General features: G+C 63.8%; 22 protein-coding genes. 14 read left to right on the top strand and 8 right to left on the bottom strand.

The genetic code is table 11. The annotated features are described in order from the left end of the window. The first annotated feature begins 93 nt into the window (after positions 1 to 93). The 6 genes from tauA to CF161_RS26955 all read left to right on the top strand — a co-directional run bounded on the left by tauA (position 94) and on the right by CF161_RS26955 (position 4,507). On the top strand, positions 94 to 1,071 hold the full coding sequence (gene tauA / locus CF161_RS26980; protein WP_020299806.1) for a taurine ABC transporter substrate-binding protein: 978 nt from the start codon (positions 94 to 96) through the stop codon (positions 1,069 to 1,071). A gap of 27 nt (positions 1,072 to 1,098) precedes the next feature. Next, complete coding sequence (gene tauB, locus CF161_RS26975; RefSeq protein WP_020299805.1) at positions 1,099 to 1,893, top strand: taurine ABC transporter ATP-binding subunit; 795 nt, start codon at positions 1,099 to 1,101, stop codon at positions 1,891 to 1,893. Continuing rightward, on the top strand, positions 1,890 to 2,741 hold the full coding sequence (tauC, locus tag CF161_RS26970) for a taurine ABC transporter permease TauC (protein ID WP_020299804.1): 852 nt from the start codon (positions 1,890 to 1,892) through the stop codon (positions 2,739 to 2,741). Before tauB ends, tauC begins: the two co-directional genes overlap by 4 nt. A 165-nt stretch (positions 2,742 to 2,906) precedes the next feature. Next, positions 2,907 to 3,740 carry a taurine dioxygenase gene (gene tauD, locus CF161_RS26965; RefSeq protein ID WP_020299803.1) on the top strand — a complete coding sequence of 278 codons (834 nt, stop codon included), beginning with the start codon at positions 2,907 to 2,909 and terminating at the stop codon, positions 3,738 to 3,740. 96 nt (positions 3,741 to 3,836) lie between these two features. After that, entirely contained in the window at positions 3,837 to 4,082 is a 246-nt protein-coding gene (locus CF161_RS26960; RefSeq protein ID WP_020299802.1) for a hypothetical protein, read from the top strand. Then, positions 4,079 to 4,507: a type II toxin-antitoxin system VapC family toxin gene (locus tag CF161_RS26955; RefSeq protein ID WP_020299801.1), complete on the top strand. Its 429-nt coding sequence runs from the start codon at positions 4,079 to 4,081 to the stop codon at positions 4,505 to 4,507. Before CF161_RS26960 ends, CF161_RS26955 begins: the two co-directional genes overlap by 4 nt. 55 nt (positions 4,508 to 4,562) lie before the next feature. Here the strand turns inward: CF161_RS26955 and mgrA are convergent, their stop codons facing one another. The 3 genes from mgrA to CF161_RS26940 form a co-directional block, all read right to left on the bottom strand. After that, positions 4,563 to 5,600: an L-glyceraldehyde 3-phosphate reductase gene (mgrA, locus tag CF161_RS26950; protein ID WP_020299800.1), complete on the bottom strand. Its 1,038-nt coding sequence runs from the start codon at positions 5,598 to 5,600 to the stop codon at positions 4,563 to 4,565. Between the two features lie 72 nt (positions 5,601 to 5,672). Continuing rightward, complete coding sequence (locus CF161_RS26945; RefSeq protein WP_020299799.1) at positions 5,673 to 7,007, bottom strand: LLM class flavin-dependent oxidoreductase; 1,335 nt, start codon at positions 7,005 to 7,007, stop codon at positions 5,673 to 5,675. Positions 7,008 to 7,092: 85 nt separating this feature from the next. Beyond that, positions 7,093 to 9,357 (bottom strand): TonB-dependent receptor, encoded by a 2,265-nt coding sequence (locus CF161_RS26940; RefSeq protein WP_020299798.1) that lies wholly within the window; start codon positions 9,355 to 9,357, stop codon positions 7,093 to 7,095. Positions 9,358 to 9,564: 207 nt separating this feature from the next. Here CF161_RS26940 and CF161_RS26935 point away from each other — a divergent pair, with 207 nt between their 5' ends. Next, on the top strand, positions 9,565 to 10,611 hold the full coding sequence (locus CF161_RS26935; RefSeq protein WP_020299797.1) for a LacI family DNA-binding transcriptional regulator: 1,047 nt from the start codon (positions 9,565 to 9,567) through the stop codon (positions 10,609 to 10,611). A 133-nt stretch (positions 10,612 to 10,744) separates the two neighbouring features. On the opposite strand, the gene CF161_RS26930 is transcribed toward CF161_RS26935, so the two are convergent. From CF161_RS26930 to CF161_RS26920, 3 genes are all read right to left on the bottom strand, one after another. Beyond that, the gene (locus tag CF161_RS26930; protein WP_043230523.1) at positions 10,745 to 11,146 is read right to left on the bottom strand and encodes a type II toxin-antitoxin system HicB family antitoxin; all 402 of its coding nucleotides are present in this window, start codon (positions 11,144 to 11,146) and stop codon (positions 10,745 to 10,747) included. Positions 11,147 to 11,175: 29 nt separating this feature from the next. Next, positions 11,176 to 11,358 (bottom strand): type II toxin-antitoxin system HicA family toxin, encoded by a 183-nt coding sequence (locus tag CF161_RS26925; RefSeq protein ID WP_020299795.1) that lies wholly within the window; start codon positions 11,356 to 11,358, stop codon positions 11,176 to 11,178. A gap of 107 nt (positions 11,359 to 11,465) precedes the next feature. Further along, positions 11,466 to 12,356, bottom strand: a complete 891-nt coding sequence (locus tag CF161_RS26920; RefSeq protein WP_020299794.1) for a LysR family transcriptional regulator — start codon at positions 12,354 to 12,356, stop codon at positions 11,466 to 11,468. A gap of 132 nt (positions 12,357 to 12,488) precedes the next feature. On the opposite strand from CF161_RS26920, the gene CF161_RS26915 reads away from it, so the two are divergent. Together CF161_RS26915 and CF161_RS26910 are read left to right on the top strand one after the other, a co-directional pair. After that, complete coding sequence (locus tag CF161_RS26915) at positions 12,489 to 13,229, top strand: SDR family oxidoreductase (RefSeq protein WP_020299793.1); 741 nt, start codon at positions 12,489 to 12,491, stop codon at positions 13,227 to 13,229. 95 nt (positions 13,230 to 13,324) lie between these two features. Further along, a complete protein-coding gene (locus CF161_RS26910; protein WP_020299792.1) occupies positions 13,325 to 13,582 on the top strand; it encodes a hypothetical protein in 258 nt (85 codons plus the stop codon). 42 nt (positions 13,583 to 13,624) lie between these two features. On the opposite strand, the gene betT is transcribed toward CF161_RS26910, so the two are convergent. Further along, positions 13,625 to 15,589: a choline transporter BetT gene (gene betT, locus CF161_RS26905; RefSeq protein ID WP_020299791.1), complete on the bottom strand. Its 1,965-nt coding sequence runs from the start codon at positions 15,587 to 15,589 to the stop codon at positions 13,625 to 13,627. A 411-nt stretch (positions 15,590 to 16,000) separates the two neighbouring features. Next, the gene (gene epsC / locus CF161_RS26900) at positions 16,001 to 16,927 is read right to left on the bottom strand and encodes a serine O-acetyltransferase EpsC (protein ID WP_020299790.1); all 927 of its coding nucleotides are present in this window, start codon (positions 16,925 to 16,927) and stop codon (positions 16,001 to 16,003) included. A 191-nt stretch (positions 16,928 to 17,118) separates the two neighbouring features. Between epsC and CF161_RS26895 the strand changes: the two genes are divergently transcribed. The 5 genes from CF161_RS26895 (at position 17,119) to CF161_RS26875 (ending at position 21,043) form a co-directional block, all read left to right on the top strand. After that, entirely contained in the window at positions 17,119 to 18,114 is a 996-nt protein-coding gene (locus CF161_RS26895; protein WP_020299789.1) for a D-cysteine desulfhydrase, read from the top strand. Between the two features lie 273 nt (positions 18,115 to 18,387). Beyond that, on the top strand, positions 18,388 to 19,185 hold the full coding sequence (tcyJ, locus tag CF161_RS26890) for a cystine ABC transporter substrate-binding protein (protein WP_043230463.1): 798 nt from the start codon (positions 18,388 to 18,390) through the stop codon (positions 19,183 to 19,185). Next, positions 19,185 to 19,850 carry a cystine ABC transporter permease gene (gene tcyL, locus CF161_RS26885; RefSeq protein ID WP_020299787.1) on the top strand — a complete coding sequence of 222 codons (666 nt, stop codon included), beginning with the start codon at positions 19,185 to 19,187 and terminating at the stop codon, positions 19,848 to 19,850. Before tcyJ ends, tcyL begins: the two co-directional genes overlap by 1 nt. A gap of 4 nt (positions 19,851 to 19,854) precedes the next feature. Further along, positions 19,855 to 20,607, top strand: a complete 753-nt coding sequence (gene tcyN, locus CF161_RS26880; protein WP_020299786.1) for an L-cystine ABC transporter ATP-binding protein TcyN — start codon at positions 19,855 to 19,857, stop codon at positions 20,605 to 20,607. 55 nt (positions 20,608 to 20,662) lie between these two features. Further along, positions 20,663 to 21,043 carry a DUF2750 domain-containing protein gene (locus CF161_RS26875; RefSeq protein ID WP_020299785.1) on the top strand — a complete coding sequence of 127 codons (381 nt, stop codon included), beginning with the start codon at positions 20,663 to 20,665 and terminating at the stop codon, positions 21,041 to 21,043. Positions 21,044 to 21,239: the final 196 nt, after the last annotated feature.

The following is a 21,239-nucleotide window of genomic DNA, read 5'->3' as shown; positions in this document are numbered from 1 at the left end:
TAAGCTAATGCTAATAAGTTATTTATTTCTGCATTCTTAGATCATTTAGTCTCCTCACACGCCGATCACCGGCCGCCCATGAGGAGCACCTCCATGAAACTGCATTTCCCCCTTCGCCTCCTGGCGGCCGCTTCCCTGGCGGCTGCGAGTCTGTTTGCCCAGGCGGCCGACTTTACCGTTGCCTACCAGACCACCGTCGACCCGGCCAAAGTCGCCCAGGCCGACGGCGCTTATGAAAAAGCCACCCAAGCCAAGATCGACTGGCGCAAATTCGATAACGGCGCCGACATCATTGCCGCCATCGCCTCCGGCGACGTGCAGATCGGCTACCTCGGTTCCAGCCCCCTGACCGCGGCCATCACCCGCAAGGTGCCGGTACAGACCTTCCTGATCGCCACCCAGATCGGCGCCGCTGAAGCCCTGGTGGCTCGCGAGGGGTCCGGGATCAAAGGCCCGCAGGACCTGATCGGCAAGAAGATCGCCGTGCCCTTCGTCTCCACCGGGCACTACAGCCTGCTGGCAGCGCTCAAGCACTGGAACATCGACCCTTCGAAAGTACAGATTCTCAACCTGGCTCCCCCGGCGATCATCGCCGCCTGGAAACGCGGCGACATCGACGCCACTTACGTCTGGGATCCGGCACTGGGCGTGGCCAAGGAAAACGGCAAGGTGCTGATTACCTCCGGCGAGCTGGCCAAGTTCGGCGCTCCGACCTTCGATGCCTGGATCGTGCGTAAGGATTTTGCCGAGAAGCACCCGGAAATCGTCACGGCGTTCGCCAAAGTCACCCTGGATGCCTACGCCGATTACCGTAAAGACCCACAAGCCTGGCTGGCCAATCAGAGCAATGTCGACAAGCTGGTGAAACTCTCCGGCGCCAAGGCCAGCGACATTCCGTTGCTGCTGCAAGGCAACGTCTACCCACTGGCCGCCGATCAGGTCATCAGCCTGGGCGCACCGACCACCAAGGCCATCACCGACACCGCAGTGTTCCTCAAGGAGCAAGGCAAGGTCGAAGCCGTGCTGCCGGATTACGCGCCCTTTGTCAGCGCCAAGTTCATCACTAACTGAAACCCGTCGGGAGAGGAGATAGCCGTCATGGCCTTGCTACAACTGGAGCGCATCAGCGCACAGTACCCCGGCGCGGCCGAGCCGGTGCTGGCGGATATATCCCTGAGCCTTGGGCCACAGCAACTGCTGGTCGCCCTGGGCCCCTCGGGCAGCGGCAAGACCTCGCTGCTGAACCTGATTGCCGGCTTCGTCGAGCCCAGTGCCGGGCGCATCACCCTCGATGGCGTGCCCATCAAGGGACCGAGCGCCGAGCGCGGCGTGGTGTTCCAGGACGATGCCCTGCTGCCCTGGCAGGACGTGCTGGCCAACGTCGGCTTCGGCCTGGAACTGGCCGGCGTCGCCCGCGACAAACGCGAAACCCGCGCCCGGGAAATGCTTGCCCTGGTGGACCTGGCCGGGTTTGACACGCGGCGCATCTGGCAGCTTTCCGGCGGCCAGAAACAACGCGTCGGCCTGGCCCGCGCCCTCGCGGCCGACCCACGGGTGCTGCTGATGGACGAACCCTTCGGCGCCCTCGATGCCTTTACCCGCGAACAGATGCAGGAGCTGCTGCTGCAAGTCTGGCAGCGCACCGCCAAGCCCACCTTTCTGATTACCCATGACATCGAAGAGGCGGTCTTTCTCGCCACCGACCTGATTCTGCTCGCGCCCAATCCGGGGCAGATCGTCGAGCGCCTGAGCCTGGACTTCGGCCAGCGCTACGCGGCCGGTGAATCGGCGCGGGCCATCAAGTCTGATCCGCGCTTTATCGAAACCCGCGAGCACGTATTGGCCCGGGTGTTCTCCCAACGCAGCGCCACCCAACAGCAGGAGCGCGCATGAGCAGCTACCAGATCCCCGCCACCGCGACCGCGACCGCCCCTGCCCCTGCCCCGCCCACCACGGTGATCCCCGTGCGCCGCAGCCTGAGTACGCGCTGGATCAGCCTACTGACCCTGATCACCCTGCTCGCCCTGTGGTGGGCAGTCACCGCCAGCGGCTGGATCGAGCCCCTGTTCCTGCCGCCGCCTGCTGCCGTGCTGCAAAAAGGCTGGCTGCTGGCGACCAGCGGTTATATGGATTCCACCCTGTGGCAGCACCTGGCGGCGAGCCTGCAACGCATCGGCCTGGCCCTGGGCTTTGCCGTGCTGACGGCGATTCCGGTGGGCATCGCCATCGGCGCCAACCGCATCGCCCGGGGCGTGCTCGACCCACTGATCGAGTTCTACCGGCCAATTCCACCCCTGGCCTACCTGCCGCTGATCGTGATCTGGTGCGGCATTGGCGAGCTGTCCAAGGTGCTGCTGATCTATCTGGCGATCTTCGCCCCGATTGCCATCGCCACCGCCACCGGCGTGCGCACCGTGGATCCGGCCAAACTGCGCGCGGCGCAGTCCCTGGGCGCGACCCGGGCACAGCTGATTCGCCATGTGATTTTGCCCAGCGCCCTGCCGGATATCCTCACCGGGGTGCGGATTGGCCTGGGTGTGGGCTGGTCGACCCTGGTCGCTGCCGAATTGATCGCCGCCACCAGCGGCCTGGGGTTCATGGTGCAGTCCGCGGCGCAGTTCCTGGTCACCGACGTGGTGGTGCTGGGGATCCTGGTCATTGCCCTGATCGCCTTCAGCATGGAAATGGGCCTGCGCGCCCTGCAACGCAAACTCGTGCCCTGGCACGGCCAGTCCCACTGATCCACAGCCCCTGTAGCCGCTGCCGCAGGCTGCGCTGGCCCTCAAAACACCATGAGTGTGTCAGGTGTACACACGGCGTTTTCCAAGGCCCGCGCAACCTATCGGCAGCGGCTACACACGCTATCTGACCACGCCGACACTTCGGCGCCGACTTCGAGAATGACCATGAGCCTGACCATCACCCCCTTAAGCTCCGCCCTCGGCGCCCAGATCAGTGGCGTCGACCTCAGCCAGCCACTGAATGTGGAACAGCGCGATGCCATCGAGCAGGCGCTGCTCAAGCACCAGGTGCTGTTCTTGCGTGACCAGCCGATCACCCCGCAGCAGCAGGCGCGGTTTGCGGCGAATTTTGGCGATCTGCACATTCACCCGATCTACCCCAATGTGCCGGAGCAACCCGAGGTGCTGATCCTCGACACCGCCGAAACCGATGTGCGCGACAACGCCATCTGGCACACCGACGTCACCTTCCTGCCGACCCCGGCCCTGGGCGCCGTGCTCAGCGCCAAGCTGCTGCCGGAGTTTGGCGGCGACACCCTGTGGGCCAGCGGCATCGCCGCCTACGAGGCCCTGTCGGCACCGCTCAAGGGGCTGCTACAAGGCCTGACCGCGACCCACGACTTCACCAAGTCCTTTCCCCTGGAGCGCTTCGGCAATACCCCCGAAGACCTGGCGCGCTGGGAACAGACCCGGCGCAACAACCCGCCCCTGTCCCATCCGGTGATCCGCACCCACCCGGTCAGCGGGCGCAAGTCGCTGTTCGTCAACGAAGGCTTCACCACCCGGATCAACGAGCTGTCGGAGACCGAAAGCGAAGCCATTCTGAAACTGCTGTTCGCCCACGCCACCCGCCCGGAATTCACCATCCGCTGGCGCTGGCAGAAAAACGACGTGGCGTTCTGGGACAACCGCGTGACCCAGCACTACGCCGTCGACGACTACCGCCCACAACGCCGGGTGATGCAGCGCGCGACCATTGTCGGGGATGTGCCGTTCTAGGACGGCCACCACCCCTGGCACGACCAACGGCCCGTCCTCTGCGAAAAAAACGATTATGCTCGCAATGATTTCATTGATTGCATTCGGAGCACGCCCGTGGCCAGCCTCACCATCCGTAACCTGGACGATCAGATCAAAGAACGCCTGCGCATCGAGGCCGCCCATAACGGCCATTCCATGGAGGAAGAGGCGCGACTGATTTTGCGCAGAGCGCTGACAAAATCCTTGAACGATCAGGACCTGGCCAGCCGTATCCACTCACGCTTTGCGGGCCTTGGCGGGGTCGAGCTTGATCTGCCTGAACGCAAGGAGCCGGGACGGCTGGTGGATCTTGGCCAATGATCCTGCTCGATACCAACGTGCTCTCGGAGCTGATGCGACCCAAGCCCGAACCGACGGTAGTCCTGTGGATAAGCACGCAACGCACCGATGACCTGTGCATAAGTTCGATCACCATGGCCGAGATTCTTCACGGCGTGGCGCGCCTGCCCAAGGGCAAGCGTCAACGGGATCTCCATGAGTCGGCCATGATCATGTTCGAAGAGGATTTCGGCGAACGGATACTGCCCTTCGATACCCCCGCAGCCTTGTACTACGCCCACCTGATGACCACCCGCGGTCAAGCCGGACGCCCCATGAGCATGGCCGATGCGCAGATCGCGGCGATCTGCCGCACCCACGACGCCGCCCTGGCCACGCGCAATATCAGGGACTTCGAAGAGTCGGGCGTGGACCTGATCAACCCCTGGCAGCCGCTGGAGATTTAGCCCGCCAGCGGCACTGAACGCCGACCCGCCGGGCCGGCGCCAGCCCCATCGAGGCTTATTCGGCGGTCGAGGGTTTTTCCCAGAGGTTGATCCCGCCTTCCAGGGCAAAGCGATCGATTTCTGCCAGCTCTTCAGCGCTGAAACTCAGGTTCTGCAACGCCCCGACGTTTTCGATGATCTGCTCCGGGCGGCTCGCGCCGATCAACGCCGAGGTCACCCGCGGGTCGCGCAGGGTCCAGGCCAGGGCCAGTTGCGCCAGGCTCTGGCCACGGCGCTTGGCAATTTCATTCAAGGCCCGGACGTGGGTGATATTGGCCTCCGACAGATGAGCCGCCTGCAGCGAGCCTCCCCCCGGGCGGTTGACCCGCGCATCTTTGGGGACGCCGTTGAGGTACTTGTCGGTCAACAGCCCCTGGGCCAGCGGGGTGAACGCAATCACGCCCGCACCCAATTCTTCGGTGGTGTCCAGCAGGTCTTTTTCCACCCAGCGGTTGAGCAGGTTGTAGGCCGGCTGGTGGATCAGCAGCGGCACTTTCCACTCCTTGAGCAGGGCCGCGATTTCGCGGGTCTTGACTCCGGAATACGAGGAGATGCCGATGTACAGGGCCTTGCCCTGCTGCACCGCCGTGGCCAGGGCGCTGGCGGTTTCTTCCAGTGGGGTGTCCGGGTCGAAGCGGTGCGAATAGAAGATATCCACGTAGTCCAGCCCGAGGCGCTGCAGGCTCTGGTCGAGGCTGGCCAGCACGTATTTGCGCGAACCGCCGCCCTGGCCGTAAGGGCCCGGCCACATGTCCCAGCCGGCCTTGCTGGAAATGATCAGCTCGTCGCGGTACTGCTTGAAGTCTTCACGCAGCAGGCGGCCGAAGTTGATTTCGGCGCTGCCGTAGGGCGGGCCGTAGTTGTTGGCCAGATCGAAATGGTTGATGCCCAGGTCGAAGGCGGTGCGCAGCAGCGCGCGCTGGGTGTCGATCGGCGTGCTGTCGCCGAAGTTGTGCCACAGGCCCAGGGACAGTGCCGGCAGCACCAGCCCGCTGCGGCCGACGCGGCGATAAGGAATGGAGTCGTAGCGGTTTTCGGCAGCCAGGTAAGTCATCGAATCCTCTCTCGTTGGGGTGTTGCTGAAACTTGGATTGGCCGGGGTCGCCGCCTTGCGGCGCCCCCGGCGTCATTGAGGCTGAAACTGATTGGTGGGCCGCGCCAGCCCCAGGTTCTCCCGCAGCGTGCGGCCTTCGTATTCTGTTCTGAACAGGCCACGGCGTTGCAGTTCCGGAACCACGCCCTCGGCAAAGTCCTGCAAGCCTCCCGGCAGGTGCGGCACCAGCACGTTGAAGCCATCGGCGGCGCCCTCTTCGAACCAGGCTTGCAGCTCGTCGGCAATCTGCGACGGGGTGCCGATCAGGCTGTAATGCCCCCGGCCGCCGGCGATTTTTCGCCCCAGTTCGGCCAGGGTCAGGTTGTCCTTCCCGGCCAGATCGGTGAGCAGTTTCTGTCGGCTCTGCTGGCCGCTTTCGGTCAACGGCAACTCAGGCAACGGACCATCCAGCGGGTAGTGCGACAGGTCGAAGTTACCCAGCATCCGCCCGAGCAACGCCACGCCCACCTCGGGCTCGACCAGCGCTTGGAACGACTCGAACTTGTCCCGGGCTTCGCTCTCGCTTTGCCCCACCACCACAAACACCCCCGGCATGATCTTCAGTGATTCAGGGCTGCGCCCGTACTGCGCCAGGCGCCCCTTGAGGTCGGCATAGAACGCCTGGGCATTGGCCAGGGAGCTTTGCGCGGTAAACACCACTTCGGCGGTCTGCGCCGCCAGCTCGCGGCCGATGGGCGAGGAGCCGGCCTGGACGATCACCGGGTAACCCTGGGGCGGGCGCGCCACGTTCAGCGGCCCCTGGACCCGAAAGTGCTCGCCCTGGTGGTTCAGCACATGCAGCTTGGCCGGGTCATAGTACTGGCCGCTGGCTTTGTCGCGGACAAAGGCATCGTCCTGCCAACTGTCCCACAGCCCGGTGACCACCTGATGAAACTCCCGGGCCCGGCTGTAGCGTTCGGCGTGACCGATGTGCTGGTCGCGTCCGAAGTTCTGCGCTTCGGCGGCGTTATCGGAAGTCACCAGGTTCCAACCGGCCCGGCCACCCGACAAATGATCCAACGATGCGTACTTACGTGCTACGTGGTACGGCTCGTTATAACTGGTCGAAGCCGTGGCAATAAGCCCTATATGTTGGGTCACAGCGCTCAAGGCAGAGAGCAGGGTCAGGGGCTCGAAGTGGTCTGAACGCGCCATATGACTGGCGATGGCGCCCGCGGGCGCGGCGATGCTGTCGGCCACGAACAGCGCGTCAAACAACGCGCCCTCGGCAATCTGCGCCAGTTGCTTGTACGCGGCAAAGTCCAGTCCGGCGTCTGCCGGTACGTACGGGTGGCGCCAGGCAGCCACGTGATGGCCCGTAGCCATTAAAAACGCGCCCAGCTTGAGTTGGCGAGCAGGTTGGGTCATGCAGCACTCCTTGATTCACGCATAACGGGGCGCAGCAGTGAGGGCCCGAGAGCAGGATGCGCTCCCGGGCCAAGCCGGCCGCTCCTTAGAAATCCTTGCGCAGCTGGACACCGAAGTAACGTTCGTCATCCCGTGGTACGGCGCGGTAAATGTAGCTGCCGCCGCTGGCCAGCAAAGGCGAGTAGGACTTGTCGGCGAGGTTCTTGCCCAAGAGGGCCACGCGCCAGCCGTTGCTGTAGTCGGCCAGGGCCACGCTGGCGTTCCAGATGCCGTAGGCGCCCTGCTTGGTGTCGACGTTCTGGCTGATGTCGTACTGCACTTCGCTTTGCCAGCTGTAGTCGGTGCCCAATTCGATATCCAGGCCGTTATCCAGCGGGATGCTGTAATCGGCGCGCACGTAGCTTTTCCAGTCCGGGCTGAAGGGCAGCGGCTTGCCATTGACGTTGCACGAAGCCGCCGCACCCGCCGGGCAAGCAAACTCATCGATGCGCGCCCGGGTGTAGGCCAGGGCCCCGGACAGCTTCAGTTGCTGGGTGGCCTGCAACGCGTAGTCCAGCTCGACCCCTTCAGTGCTGACGCTGCCGGCATTGATCAGGCGCGTCACGACCTGCCCGGCCACGGTGTCGAAGAAGTTGGCCTGGTAGTTGTCGTAGGCGCTGTGGAACACCGCGAGGTTGGTGGTCAGGCGGTTGTTCCAGCTGGTGGCCTTGATCCCGGCTTCCCAGGTGTTGGAGGTCTCCGGTTTCAGCGCATCGGTGTCACGCGGCTGCATGTTGAAGAACACGTTGTAGGCCGGGCCCTTGTAGCCGCGGGAATAGGTCAGGTAAGTGGTCACCGTGTCGCTCAGGTCGTATTGCAGGCCCAGGCGCCCGGACCAGCCGTCTTCATCCACCGAGCCGGAGCTGTTGGTGGCCGGCTGGATGCCGCTGACCTGCACCGCCGAGGTGGAACGGCGGCGGTGCTCGTATTCCAGCTGGTCATGGGTCCAGCGCAGGCCGGCGATGCCCCGCAGGCTGGAGGTGAAATTCAGGGTGGTCTCGCCGAACGCCGAGTAGCTGTCGCTGCGGGTGCTGTAGTCGGCAATGCCGCGGTTGACACTGGTGGTCGTGGTCAGGGTGCGCTGGTAGGTTTCTTCATCCTTGCCATGCATGTAGAACAGGCCGCCGACGTACTCCAGGAACTGCCCCTTGGGCGAGGCCAGGCGCAGCTCCTGCGAGTACTGGTTGAAGTCCAGGTCGCCCTGGTCAGCGGTGCCGGGGAAGGCTGCGGTGACGGTGCCCAGGCGGTCGCCATCCTGATACTGGGTGTTGTTCCAGCCGCGCCAGGCGGTGATCGAGGTCAGGGTGTAATCGCCCAGGTTCCAGTCGAGCTGGGCCGACAGGCCTTTGTTGATGTCTTCGACATGGCTGCGGGTGTCGGTGTTGATATCGCGGTTGTCACTGCTGGCCCGCACCGGGTTCAGGGCACCGGCAAACGCCGGCGTCAGCGCCTTGCTCACCACGCCATTGGGCGCATCGTCATGGGACTGCATGTAGTCGGCGGCCAGGGTCAGCTTGAGGTCATCACTGGGGGTGAATTCCAGCTTGCCGCGCACGCCTTTGCGGTTGTAGCCGTTGACCTCCTGACCGTTGTGCTGGTTGTCGACGTTACCGTCGTAGCTGCCAAACAAGGTGGTCAGCGAGCCCTTGAGCGTATCCGGAATCAGGCTGCCGCCGATGCCGAAGCGGGTGCGGCTTTCATTGCCGCTGTAATAGGCCTGGTCGATGTAGCCGTGGGTCTCGGCGGTGGGCGCCTTGGTCACGATGTTCAGCACCCCGGCCGAAGCGTTTTTGCCGAACAGGGTGCCTTGGGGCCCGCGCAGGACTTCAATGCGCTCCAGGTCCAGCAGGTCGAGGGTGGCCTGGCCCGGACGGGCGTAAACCACGCCGTCGATCACGGTGGCCACGGTCGGCTCGACGCCCGGCGACGTGGAAATCGTGCCCACGCCGCGAATGAACAGCGAGGTGTCCTTGTTCGAGGCGCCGGTGCGGAAGTTCAGCGACGGCACCTGCTGCACGATGCTCGCCACGCCATTGCGGTTATCCCGCTCGAGCTGTTCGCCATCCACCACCGAGACGGCAACCGGCACTTTTTGCAGCGACTCTTCGCGGCGGGTGGCGGTGACGGTCACCGATTTCAGGGTCGGCTCCTGCTCTGCGGCAGTGGTCGTGGCGTCGGCGTCGGCGGCGTATGCCCCCGGCAGCGGCAAGGCGGCCAGCCCTGCCAGCAACCAGCCCAGGTGCGGTCGGCGCGGTGTGGCGGCGCGAATCGATTGCGCGAGTTTTTGCTGATCCCCAAGAATGTTATGCATGGTCTGCCTGCTGGAAATATGCCCTGAACCGCTGCCGATCTACGCCGGCAGCGCCTGAATATCTGTCTTGGGCATTCGCTCGAGCGAGTAGCAGACACGGCGCCTTGTTAGCGCTAACATCGGCAGTATCTGCAAGACGGCCATAGACCGTCCAATACTGAAAAATTACTTTTATATGCTTTTTTGTTTGAAGAGAGGATCACGCCCTTGACCACCGAGAACACTCCAGGCCGCAAGCGCCGCGGCGCCGGACGGGTGACCCTGAACACCGTGGCCAGGCAGGCCGAGGTCTCGGCCATCACCGTATCGCGTTACTTCAACCAGCCCGAGAGCGTATCCGCCGAGCTTCGCGAACGCATCGCCCAGGTGGTGGCGGAACTGGGCTATGTACCCAACCTGGTGGCCGGCGGGCTGGCCTCGGCACGGGGCAGGATCGTGGCCATGGTGATCCCGAACATCTCCGGGCCGATCTTTGCCAGCACCATCCAGGGCTTCAGCGACACCCTGAGCCGCCATGGCTATCAACTGCTGCTGGCCTCCAGTTATTTCGACGTGGCCCAGGAAGAAAGCGCCGTACGGGCCTTTCTCGGCTGGTCACCGGCGGCACTGGTGCTGACCAGCCACTTTCACAGCGCAGGCACGGAGAAGATGCTCGCCGAGGCCGATATCCCACTGATCGAAACCTGGGATTACCAACCGGATCGCGCGCCGGTGCAGATCGGGTTTTCCCATCATCAGGTCGGGGTCAGCGCGGCGAACTACCTGCACGGCAAAGGCTATCGACGCATCGCTTTCGTGCTCAACAGCGCGCCCGGCGACCTCAGCGCCCTGGAGCGCAGCGAGGGCTATGCCGCCACGCTGCGCGGGTTGGGGCTGGAACCCTGGATCTTCACCCCGGACGCCGACCGCGCGCCGTTCGAGGCCGGCAAACAGGCGATGCACGCCCTGATGCAGGCCAGCCCACGACCTGACGCAATCATTTTCGCCAACGACAACCTGGCGGCCGGCGGCTCGCTGGCCGCGCAACGGGCCGGCCTGCAGATCCCCGCCGATTGCGCGGTGCTGGGCTTTGGCGACTACCCCTTCGCCGAGATGCTGCTGCCCAGCCTGAGCACCATCAAGCCACCCGCCCTGGAGATCGGCGTACTCGCCGCCACCCGCGTCCTGCAGAGCCTGGGCGTGTTGCCGGTGGAAGACGAAGTACAACGCCTGAACCTGTTGCAGTGCCAAGTGATCGAGCGCGAAAGCAGCTGATCTCTGCTGGATTGTGGTTGCTGCCGCAGGCTCGGGGGGCGTTTGGAAGCTGGCTTGATCTGAGGCCGGTTGGACACCTGACATTTAAGCGGCGGTCTGGAGGGCCAGCGCAGCCCCGCGCGCTCGGCAGCGGCTACAGGGCGAGCTCGCGCAGGGCGGCGGCGGCGAGGAAGCCGGAGCGCGAGCGGTAGCGCTGATCGCGCTTCACGGTCTGGTCGATGCGCTCCAGCAGTTGCTCGGGCAAGGTGGCGTTGAAGCGCACCGACTTGCCGAAATAGGGCGCCACATCAAACTCCACCACGCCCCACACGCCCCCGGCGTAGTCGGGGTTGTGCAGATGGTCGTCAATCTCATGCACCTGGGGCAGCGGCTCACCGTCGGCCACCAATCCCTCGTAGTGCAGGGACAAGGCCTCCTTGATGTTCTCGAACGCCAGGGACACGGTTTTCCCGGCAGAAAAACAACCCGGCACATCCGGGACTGTCACGCCGTATTCGGAGTCGGCGTCCTTGTGCAGTACGACTGGGAATTTCATGACCTTGGGCTCCTCTTGCAGGTCGCAGCTCATCTCAAGCCCGCCTGTCTCAATATGCTGTTGATCGTGCCCCTGGGCAGATCCGAATCAGACTGGGGAACCGTCACCCGCCCCGGCCTGTACGGATGCCGGTACTGGTGGTGACTGCCCTTGATTGCAACCCGATACCAACCATTGGCCTCGATCATCCTGATCATGTCGCGACTGCGCATATCCCTGCCCTTCGATACCCATCGAACAGGCACTCTAACCAACAGCCAGACACTAATACACACTATACACATCAAGCAACCAAATTCTGCCTGGACGGATGTCCCGTTCAATCCGCCTGGGCAAACACCTGCGCCAGCCAGTCGACAAACACCCGGACCCTAGGCGACATATGGCGATTGTGCGGGTAGAGCACTGACACCGGCATCGGCGGCGGTGGGGTCTCGACCAGGATTTCCTGCAACAGGCCCTGGGCCATCTGCTGCGCGACGCCGTAATGCGGGCACTGGATGATGCCCAGGCCGGCCACCGCCGACGCCTTGTAGACCTCGGCGCCAAACACTGAAAGTGCACCGTCGATGGCCACTTCCTGGCGTTGGCCCGCCACCATGAATTCAAACGGGAACAGCTTGGCCGTGGTGCGCGACACGTAGTTCACCGCGCGATGGCGGCTCAGATCGGCAAGGCGCTCAGGCTCGCCAAAGCGCCGCAGGTAATCGGGGCTGGCACAGGTCACCTGGCGCAAATTGGCGACCCGCCGGCCGATCAGCGCCGAATCCCCGAGGGTGCCCGCCCGCAGCACGCAGTCCACACCTTCGGCGATCAGGTCGACAAAACGATCGGATTCGCTGAGTGAAAGCTCGATCTGCGGATACCGCGCCATGAATTGCGGCAACGCCGGAATCACGAAGTACTTGGCCAGGGTCCCGTGCAGATCGACCCGCAGCAGCCCCTTGGGCGCCACTTCACGAAATGCCAGTTCGGCCTCCTCCAGTTCCGCCAGCAACTGCACGCAACGCTGGTAATAGGCCTCGCCATCCAGGGTCGGGCGCACCCGGCGCGTGCTGCGCTCCAGCAACCGCGTACCGAGCCAGGCCTCGAACTGGTTGAGGGTGTGGGTCAGGGTCGCCCGCGGCAGGTTCAGGTCCGCAGCCGCCAGAGTGAAACTGCTGCGCTCGTAGATGCGCACAAAAACCTTCATCGCCTTGACCTGATCCATCAGCACCTCCAGAGCTTCGATTGTTGGCGATTATTGAACAGTCAAGGCAACTTCGCTGCATTTATCGATCCGGGCAAGCATGTGAATCTGCTGCCACCCCCACATGCACCTTGAGCCACAGGAACCTGAACCATGACCACTGAACAATCGAAAGTCGCCATCGTCACCGGCGCCTCCCGCGGTATCGGCGCGGTGATCGCCCGGCAGTTGGCGAGCCAGGGTTTTGCCGTCGCGATCAATTACGCCAACAGCGCCGACGAAGCCTCAAGGCTGGTGGTGGAGCTGCGCCAGGCCGGGCATCAGGCCATCGCGATCAAGGCCGACGTGGCCAACAGCGAGGACGTGCGTCGGCTGTTCGATGCGACCGAAGCCAAGCTGGGCAAGGTCGATGTGCTGATCAACAACGCCGGCATCCTCAAGGTCCTGCCCCTGGCGCAACACAGCGACGAGCTGTTCGAGCAGACCTTCGCCATCAACACCCGGGGCACTTTCAATACCCTGCGCGAAGCCGCCACGCGCCTGAATGACGGCGGCCGCATCGTCAACTTTTCCAGCAGTACGGTCGGTCTCAACCTGCCGGGCTATGCGGTGTACATCGCCAGCAAGGCGGCGGTGGAATCCCTGACCCAGGTGTTCGCCAAGGAATTGCGCGGGCGCAACATCACGGTCAACGCCGTGGCGCCGGGGCCGGTGGCGACCGAGCTGTTCCTGCAGGGCAAAAGCGAGGAGCAGATCCAGGCCTTCGCCAAGATGCCGCCCCTGGAACGCCTCGGCCAGCCGGAAGACATCGCCCGGGTCATCGCCTTCCTGGTGAGCCCGGCGGCGGATTGGGTGAACGGGCAGATTTTGCGCACCAACGGCGGGCTGGTTTGAGGTCGAGCGCGGCGCTGGGGCCTATGCTCGTTGAAGGGTGCGCCACGGCCGCCCTGTCACTGGCCAACCGGTTTTCCCATAGGGCGGTATCCATCATGCACACCACCATCGTCATCACCTTCGGCCTGCTTCTGCTGGCGCTGATGCTGTTTATCGGCAACAAGATCGGTATCAGCCGCCAGGCCCTGACCTACGGTTTCGTCGGCCTGTGGCTGGCGCTGACGGTAATCAACGGGGCAGTGGGGGTGGTCACCGCCAACCAGCCCCTGCGCTCGGAGCTGGTGGTCGGCAGCCTGGTGTTCGTGGTGCCGGTGGTGGCCTTGGCTCTGTATCTGCTGTCCACCCGGCCCTGAAGCCGGGCCGGGAAGCCTGCGCCCCCGCCACGGCGCTCCCGATCAACGCACCAGGTGCAGGAACTGCATGTGGCGTTCGTACTGGTCGAGGATGTCGTTGATGATCTGCTCCTTGGTGTAGCCCATCAGGTCGTAATCCTGGCTACCCTCGCTCAGGTGCACCTCGGCCCGGTAGTAGCGACGGTTGCGCAGCTCTTTCGGGCCCATGCCGCCACGGGCAAAGGACGGGGTGAAGTACCCGCGCATCTGCACCTGGTAGATGAACGGATGCTGGTCGCCGTGACCAATCTCGAGGCTGACGTTGTCGTTGGCCGGGTCGGGCTGGGTCACCACATTCAGGCCCTTCTCGACGAACACCGCACTCACCTCTTCGATAGCCGGGCGCACCGTCTGGTCGAGGAAGCGGTACACCTCGTCACGCGATGGAAAGTGCACCGCCTGGCTCAGGCGCTGGCGCCAGCCACCCTTGCCCCGCCGCGACGACGCCGCCACCGGTGCCAGGGAATGCAACTGGGCGATGCGCTTCTGCGATTCGAGGTAGAAGGCCTTGTGCAGCCCCCACATCATCAGCAACAGAATCAGCGAGAACGGCAGCGAGGTCAGCACCACCGCGGACTTGAGCGAATCGATGCTGCCGGCGAACAACAGCGCGCTGGTCACCAGGGCGGTCATCGCGCCCCAGAACACCCGCAGCCATTTCGGCCCGTCTTCATCGGCGCTGCCGCCCTTGGCCGACAGGGTCGAGAGCACCACGGTGCCGGAGTCGGCCGAGGTGACGAAGAACACGAAGCTGATAAACACCGTGACCGCGATCACGGTCTTGCCCCAGGGGTAGGTTTCCAGCAGCAGGTAGAGGGTCATCGACGGGTTGTCGAGGGCGCTCATGCCCAGGGCGCTCATACCGTGGTTGAGCACCTGGTCGATGGCGCTGTTGCCGAAGATCGACATCCAGGCCAGGGTGAAACCCAGGGGAATCAGCAGCACGCCGAAGACGAATTCACGGATGGTGCGGCCGCGGGAAATCCGTGCGATGAACAAGCCCACGAACGGCGACCAGGCAATCCACCAGGCCCAGTAGAACACTGTCCAGCCACCCAGCCAGTCGCTGGGTTTGTCGTAGGCGTAGACGTCGAAACTCTTGGTCGGCAGCGCGCCGAGGTAGTCCCCGATGTTCTGGATCAAGGTGTTGAGCAGGTGCTGGGTCGGTCCGGCGAACAGCACGAACAGCAGCAGCGCCACCGCCAACAGCATGTTGATGTCGGACATCACCCGCACGCCCTTGTCGACACCGGCCACCGCGACCAGGATCGCCGCGCCCATCATCAGGGTGATCAGGCCGACCTGGATCCACTGGGTGTGAGCGATGCCGAACAGGTAATCCAGCCCGGAGTTGAGGTGCAGCACGCCAAAGCCCATGTCGGCGCCCAGGCCGAACACCGTGGCGATGATGCCGAAGCCATCCACCGCATAGCCGATGGGGCCGTTGATGCGCTTGCCGATCAGCGGGTACAGCGCCGAACGCAGGGCCAGCGGCAGGTTATGCCGGTAGGCGAAGTACGCCAGGGCCATGCCGACGAAGGCGAACACGCCCCAGCCGTGCAGGCCCCAGTGCAGGAACAGCAACTGCATGGCCTGGCGCGCGGCGTCGGCGGTGCCGGCCTCGCCCTGGGGCGGTTGCAGCATGTGGGTCAGGGGTTCGGAGACACAGAAGAAGAACAGGGTGATGCTGATCCCGGCGGCGAACAGCATGCCGGCCCAGGACAGGTAACTGAATTCGGGTTCGTCGTGGTCGGCACCGAGCTTGATCTTGCCGTAGCCGGACAAGGCGGTGACCACCACGAAGACCAGATACAGGGTCATCGCCAGCATGTAGTACCAGCCGACCGTGTTGGCCGCCCAGTTTTGCGCCGCCAGGAGCCAGGCGCCGGCCTGTTGCGGCAGGGTGATGACCACCAGGCCGAAGATCAGGATAAAGCTCGCCGCGAAGTAGAACACCGGCGGATTCATGCGAATTTGACTGTTGGCGGGAGTAGGCGACGCACTCATGAAAGGTGCACCTCAAACGGGTTGGACGTGGCTGAAATAAACGGACTCAGCAAAGGCAAGCCTCCTGTTGTGAGCGGGCAGCGAACTACCGATTTAACTTGAACGAGCGTTCAAGTTAAACATGGATGGGGGTTCGAGGACTAATCGCAAGGCTCAGCGGTACCTTCAGTACGCTAGCTCAAGGAAGGGTATGACGTAGGCGTGACGGGATCGTTCCGCAGAAAGATCGTTGTTGAGCGTGGCTGCTGGGCCGCAAGAACGCCGAGGGGTGTCAGGGAGGTGCAAGGCGTTGCACAGGGCCAGCGCAGCCTCGCGGGCTCGGCAGCGGCTACAGGCTGCGTTGGGCCGCGAGGGTGCTGAGGGGTGCCAGGTTTACTTCTGCGTCCCATCGTCATGCTGCAAATTGGCCTGGGTCAGGTTGCAGCCGGCCGGCACGCTGCGGGTCAGCCAGACGTTGCCGCCGATGGTCGAACCCTGGCCGATGGTGATGCGCCCGAGAATGGTCGCGCCGGCGTAGATCACCACATCGTCCTCGACGATCGGGTGCCGTGGATGGCCCTTCTGCAATTGCCCGTCTTCGTCCGCCGGGAAGCGTTTGGCGCCCAGGGTCACCGCCTGATAAATCCGCACCCGCTCGCCGATGATCGCGGTTTCGCCGATCACCACGCCGGTCCCGTGGTCGATAAAGAAACTGCGGCCGATCTGCGCCCCCGGGTGAATATCGATGCCGGTCGCCGAGTGGGCAATTTCCGAGCTGATCCGCGCCAGCAGCGGCAACCCGGCGCGGTACAGGTGGTGCGCCAGGCGATGGTGAATCACCGCCAGAATCCCCGGGTAGCACAGCAGCACTTCATCCACGCTGCGCGCCGCGGGGTCGCCGTGGTAGGCCGCCAGCACGTCGGTATCGAGCAGCACCCGCAGGCCCGGCAGGGCCAGGGCGAAGTCCTGGATGATGCGGATGGCCTTGGCCTCGACGTCCTCGGCCTGCTCACCGCCATGGCGGGTGGCGTAGCGCAGTTCGAGGCGTGTCTGGGCCAGCAGCGCATTGAGGGCGGCGTCCAGGGTGTGGCCGACGTAGAAGTCTTCGCTTTCCTCGCGCAGGTCCACCGGGCCCAGGCGCATGGGGAACAAGGCGCCGCACAGGGCTTCGAGAATCTCGGCCATGGCCGCTCGAGACGGCAGTTCCCGGCCGCCCTGCTCGCCACTGACCCGACCATTGCGGGTACGCCACTGGTCGCGGGCATCACGCAGTTGGCCGACGATGGTCTGCAGTTGCCAATGGCTGGATCGCTCGCTCACGCTCAACACTCCTCACTCAGGTAGCCGGACAGTCTGGCTACGGAAACGGCATCCACTTTACGGTATGGGCCGCAGGCAAAATTAAGAACTAATTGTGCTGGTCTTAGCACTTTTTGACATATGCGATTGGCGGTTGCCCGGGCAAATATCGCTGCCTATAGTCCCCGCATTCCCTCAGCCCGTGCACCCCCATGATCAAACAACAGCTAGCCCGCTTCGACCGCCTCGACCTGCTTGGCCACGCCACCGCCCTGGAAAAACTCGAACGCCTGTCCACCTGGCTCGGGCGCGATGTCTACGTCAAACGCGACGACACCACGCCGCTGGCCATGGGCGGCAACAAACTGCGCAAGCTCGAATACCTGGCGGCGGATGCCTTGGCGGCCGGCGCCGATACCCTGATTACCGCCGGGGCCATCCAGTCCAACCACGTGCGCCAGACCGCCGCCCTGGCGGCCAAGCTCGGCCTGGGTTGCGTCGCCCTGCTGGAAAACCCCATCGGCACCGAAGACAGCCATTACCTGCACAGCGGCAACCGCCTGCTGCTGGACCTGTTCGACGCCAAGGTCGAGCTGGTGGACAACCTGGACCACGCCGACGAGCAATTGCAGGCCCTGGCCGAGCGCCTGCGCAGCAATGGCAAGAAGCCCTACCTGGTGCCGATTGGCGGTTCCAACGCCCTCGGCGCCCTGGGTTATGTGCGGGCGGGCCTGGAGCTGGCCGAGCAGATCAAGGACAGCGGCCTGGAATTCGCCGCCGTGGTCCTGGCCTCGGGCAGCGCCGGCACCCACAGCGGCCTGGCCTTGGCGCTGAGCGAGGCGTTGCCGCAGTTGCCGGTGATCGGGGTGACCGTGTCGCGCACCGATGAAGCCCAGCGGCCGAAGGTCCAGGGCCTGGCCGAACGCACGGCCCAATTGCTGGGCGTCGAGCTGCCGGCGAGCTTCAAGGTGGAACTGTGGGACGAATATTTCGCCCCGCGCTATGGCGAGCCGAATGCCGGCACCCTGGCCGCGGTGAAATTGCTGGCCAGCCAGGAAGGCCTGCTGCTGGACCCGGTCTACACCGGCAAGGCCATGGCCGGCCTGCTCGATGGTGTCGGCCGCCAGCGTTTCAATGACGGCCCGATCATCTTCCTCCACACCGGCGGCGCCCCAGCCTTATTCGCCTACGCCAGCGCCTTCGCCTAACCCTCTGTGACCGCTATAGCCGCTGCCTCGCGGGCTCGGCAGCAGCTACAGTTTGCGGGGAGGGTTCACAATTTACGCAACCAAACAAAAAGGAATAACAAACTATATTTATATTATTTTTAAACCTATAAAAGGCGCTTTATAGTCGCGCCGCAGGCTCATTTGCCGCGAGACGCGCAGGCTGCATTTAAGGCAGGATGAGCGCTCGTCACGTTCCTCGATTGACCTGCAACTCCCACCCGCATTGCGCATAAGAAACCACAGGGGCTTGTCATGAATTTTTCTGCACTACGTCGAAATCTGCTTATTGGCACACTGGGTCTGGCCATCGGCGCCGGAATGCTGGGGCAGGCGGTTGCCGGTGAGCAACTGCAAAAGATCAAGGACGCCGGCGTGATCAACGTCGGCCTGGAAGGCACCTACCCGCCTTTCAGCTACGTCGATGAAAACGGCAAGCTGGCCGGCTTTGAAGTGGAGTTCTCCGAAGCCCTGGCGCAAAAGCTCGGGGTCAAGGTCAAGCTGCAACCAACCAAGTGGGACGGCATCCTCGCCGCCCTGGAATCCAAGCGCCTCGACGCCGTGGTCAACCAGGTCACCATTTCCGAAGAGCGCAAGAAGAAGTACGACTTCTCCGTGCCGTACACCGTCTCCGGGATCCAGGCCCTGACCCAGAAAAAGGACGAAGGCAAATTCAAGACCGCCGCCGACCTGGGTGGCCACAAGGTCGGTGTCGGCCTGGGCACCAACTACGAGCAATGGCTCAAGGACAACGTACCAACCGCGATCATCAAGACCTATGACGATGATCCGACCAAGTACCAGGACCTGCGCGTAGGCCGCATCGAAGCGATCCTGGTGGACCGCCTGGCCGCCTTCGAGCTGATCAAGAAAACCAACGACACCCTGGCCGTTTCCGGCGCTCCGTTCTCCCGTCAGGAAGCCGGTATCGCCCTGCGCAAAGGCGAACCCGAACTGCTGGCCGCGGTGAACAAGGCCATCGAGGAACTGCGCGCCGACGGCACGCTGAAAAAACTCTCGGAAAAATACTTCAACGCTGACGTCACTCAATAATGGAAGCAGGCCTTCAACTGGCGCTGGATTCGGCGCCCTTTCTGCTCAAGGGCGCCTACTACACGGTCATTCTCAGCCTGGGCGGCATGTTTTTCGGCTTGCTGCTGGGCTTCGGCCTGGCGCTGATGCGCCTGTCGCGCTTCAAGCTGCTGAGCTGGACCGCCAGGGTCTATGTGTCGTTCTTTCGCGGCACGCCGCTGCTGGTGCAACTGTTCGTGATCTATTACGGCTTGCCGCAATTGGGCATCGAACTGGACCCGTTGCCGGCGGCGCTGATCGGCTTCTCGCTGAACATGGCCGCCTACGCCTGTGAAATCCTGCGGGCCGCCATCAGCTCCATCGAGCGCGGCCAATGGGAAGCCGCCGCCAGCATCGGCATGACCCGCGCCCAGACCCTGCGCCGGGCGATCCTGCCACAGGCCATGCGTACCGCCCTGCCGCCCTTGGGCAACAGTTTTATTTCACTGGTCAAGGACACGGCCCTGGCCGCCACCATCCAGGTGCCGGAACTGTTCCGCCAGGCGCAGTTGATCACCGCCCGGACCTTCGAAATTTTCACCATGTATCTTGCCGCCGCCCTGATCTACTGGATTCTTGCCAGCGCCCTGGCGCACCTGCAGAACCGGTTGGAAGCGCGGGTCAATCGGCATGACCAGGAGTCTTGAACCCATGATCGTGGTTGAAAAACTGACCAAGCAATTCAAGGGTCAGACGGTGCTCAATGGCATCGACCTGACCGTCGCCGCCGGCGAAGTGGTGGCCATCATCGGCCCCAGCGGCTCGGGCAAGACCACCTTCCTGCGCTGCCTGAATTTTCTCGAAGAACCCAGCAGCGGCCGGATCAAGGTCGGCGACATCGAAATCGACGGCAGCCGGCCCCTGAGCCAGCAACAAGGCCTGGTGCGCAAGTTGCGCCAGCAGGTGGGTTTCGTGTTCCAGAACTTCAACCTGTTCCCCCATCGCACCGCACTGGAGAACGTGATCGAGGGCCCGCTGGTGGTAAAAAAAACACCGCGCCCCCTGGCCGAAGCCCTGGGCCGTCGGCTGCTGCTCAAGGTCGGCCTGGCGGGCAAGGAAGACGCCTACCCCCGGCGCCTGTCCGGTGGTCAGCAACAGCGCGTGGCGATTGCCCGGGCACTGGCCATGGAGCCGGAAGTGATCCTCTTCGACGAACCCACTTCCGCCCTGGACCCGGAACTGGTGGGCGAGGTGCTGGCGACCATCCGCAGCCTGGCTGAAGAAAAACGCACCATGGTCATCGTCACCCACGAGATGAGCTTCGCGCGCGACGTGGCCAACCGGGTGATCTTCTTCGACAAGGGCGTGATCGTCGAACAGGGCGACGCCAAGGAGCTGTTCGCCCACCCCAAGGAAGAACGCACCCGGCAGTTTCTGAGCAAGTTTCTCAACCCCGGCACATGAAGCTTCAAACTCCCACCGTCGACTACCCGCTCCCATTTCAGCCCCTGGAAACCTGATGCTGGCGCCGCAGAAAATCCACAACCTGCTCCGGCTCTCGCCCCAGGCCCGGTGCGATTACCTGATCCGCAAGGTGGCGGATTTCCAGGTCATCTGGGGGCTGTTCGCGGACGGCTGGGCCAGCGCCGGCGCTGCCCAGGCCAGCGCCATCCCGTTCTGGCCGGAGGCGGATTTCGCCGCCTTGTGCGCCCACGGCCCATGGCAGGGCTTCCAACCCAAGCCCATTGAGCTGACCCATTTCCTCTCCCACTGGCTGCCCGGCATGCAGCGTGACGCCACGCTCTGCCTGGTGTTTGCGGATGCGCACGGGCAAGGCCTGTTGCTGCCCCCCGAGTCGCTGCTGCAATCGCTCACCGACGAGCTCGACCAGTACCAGTAACGCCCGCGACGCCGCCTGAACGTCCGCCGCTGATCGCCTCCCATCGGGTGTTTTCATCCCTCCCGCCGTGCTCGTTGCTGCCGACGAAAAATGCTCGCCGACGGCGGCCACACACCGCGCCAGCCCGCAGCCACTGGGCCGCCATCGGCCATCCTGCCGTATACGTAAACCCCTTCTATGTATATTCCTAAAAGTT

The organism is Pseudomonas sp. CF161, assembly GCF_000416215.1.
GTDB lineage: Bacteria > Pseudomonadota > Gammaproteobacteria > Pseudomonadales > Pseudomonadaceae > Aquipseudomonas.
This window is presented reverse-complemented; position numbering and strand designations above follow the sequence as displayed.